Below are 2,025 nucleotides of genomic sequence, written 5' to 3' on the forward strand. Positions count from 1 at the left end.
GCGCATGCTCTGATCTCCCAATCGTTGGAGATCAGCAGACGTCACATCGTAGCTTCCGTCACTGTCCCGATTTCGGGGAGTAGCTCAGAGCGAGCGACCCTCATCCCGGACAACGACGTGTCCGCCACCAGCGTCAGGCACTCCCGGGTGCAGTCGTCCACGATGGCCAGCATTCGGAAGCGCCGACCATCGGTCATCTGGTCGGCAACGAAGTCGAGCGACCAGCGTTCGTTCGGTCGCATCGGGATCATCATCGGCGCTCGCGTCCCGATGGCCCGCTTGCGGCCCCCTCGCCGGCGAACCATCAGCCGTTCCTCACGATAGAGCCGGAACAGCCGTTTGTGGTTGACCCGGAAGCCCTCCCGCCTGAGCAGGACGTGGAGACGGCGATAACCGAACCGCCGTCGCTCCCCGGCGATGGCCTTCATGCGCTCACGCAGCGAGGCGTCATTCCCGCGCGTGGCTTTGTATCTAATGGTCATGCGGCAGAAGCCGGTGGCTTTACACGCCCGCCGTTCGCTCATCCCATGGTCATCCATGAGGTGGGCGACAGCTCTACGCTCTGCAGCGGACGTCACCACTTCTTTCCCAGGAGATCCTTCAGTGCGACGTTGTCCAGCATGGCGTCGGCGAGCATGCGCTTCAGCTTGGCGTTCTCATCTTCGAGTGCCCGCAGCCGTTTGGCTTCCGACACATCCATCCCACCGAAACGGGCCTTCCACTTGTAGATGCTGGCGTCGCTGACCCCGTGCTTCCGGCACAGGTCCGAGACCGGCACCCCAGCCTCGTGTTCCCTCACGATCCCGATGATCTGCTTCTGTATTCGGTCCGGTGTCGTCAACCCCGATGATGGCACGTCGCGGGTTCTTTGCTTCTGTCCGTGGTCGAGGATCGCCACATGATGGTGTTCGATGGAATGACCGGTCCAAGCTCTTCGGCGTGCTCGGCCGCGTCAGCGGCTGCAACGACAGATCATGCGAACTCAATCATCCCACGCCCCGCGACGGGCGTTCAGGGAACCACAGCCGGGTCGATCACGCTGCGGCAGCAGTCCATCGGAATTCCGTGCCGCTCCGCCACATGCTGTGAAGAACGACCGCCATCTTGCGAGCCAGAGCGACCTTCGCCCCCTTGCTTCCCTGACGCTGAGCGATGCGCACCGCCCATGCCTTCATCGGTGACCAGCGGGCGCTCGGTCGCAGGATGACGTTGGCGGCCTCGAACAGCGCCGTTCGCGTCTCCCCGTCGCCCACTTTGGTGATCCGTCCGGTCCGATCGATCTCGCCCGATTGATACCGCCGAGGTGTGAGCCCGAGATAAGCCCCGACGGACCGGGAGCGGGCGAAACGCTCGGGCGCATCGATCGTTGCTCTGAATGTCAGAGCGGAAACCGGCCCGATCCCGGGCATGGTCATCAAAAGGCGGCAGACCGGGTCATTCCGGACCACCTGAACGACCAGGCGGTGAAGGCGCTGGTATTCCTGCATCAATGGGTCCCGGGCTGCCAACAGGGGAGCCATCACCTCAGCCAGGATGGTGTTGTTTCCAACCAGATCTCGGACACGGGAGGCAAATCCGGCCCGCGACACGATGCCAACCTTCAAGCCGAAGGGGCGGAGCAATCCGCGAAGTGTCTGCTCCGACGCGGCAATGGAGCGGATCAGGTGCTTGCGCGCCGCCACCAACGTTCGCGCATGCTGGCTGCCGATGCTCTTCACGTGCACGACCTTGTACCAGCCTGCCCTGACCACCTGGGCAATGCCGCGCGCGTCGTTCCGACCCGTCTTGACCGGCATTGCCGACAACGCCGCCTTGACCTGCCGCGCCTCCAGGCTGATGGCGGGAAAACCAAGCTCCGCCAAACCCGCAGTCAGCCATTCCGACATCGGCCCAGCCTCAAGCCCAATCTTCGCAATCTGATCCCGCCAAGGCTAGGGTTCAGACCCATAAAATGATTTGCGTTGGCAGCGTGTTGTGATTCACCAGATCCATGGAGGATCTGGTGATGAGCGGAGACTGTTTCTG

Annotated in this window: 1 protein-coding gene and 1 pseudogene; both read right to left on the reverse strand. The window is 62.9% G+C overall.

Annotated elements, in window-relative coordinates:
* Positions 1-89: 89 nt before the first annotated feature.
* Positions 90-841, reverse strand: a pseudogene (locus tag YU1_RS31350) (IS3 family transposase); the annotation flags it as partial.
* A gap of 193 nt (positions 842-1,034) precedes the next feature.
* Positions 1,035-1,916, reverse strand: coding sequence for an IS110 family RNA-guided transposase (locus YU1_RS31355; RefSeq protein ID WP_342447017.1), 882 nt, complete (start codon positions 1,914-1,916; stop codon positions 1,035-1,037).
* Positions 1,917-2,025: the final 109 nt, after the last annotated feature.

The sequence above is a fragment of the Azorhizobium doebereinerae UFLA1-100 genome, assembly GCF_000473085.1.
Lineage (GTDB): Bacteria > Pseudomonadota > Alphaproteobacteria > Rhizobiales > Xanthobacteraceae > Azorhizobium > Azorhizobium doebereinerae.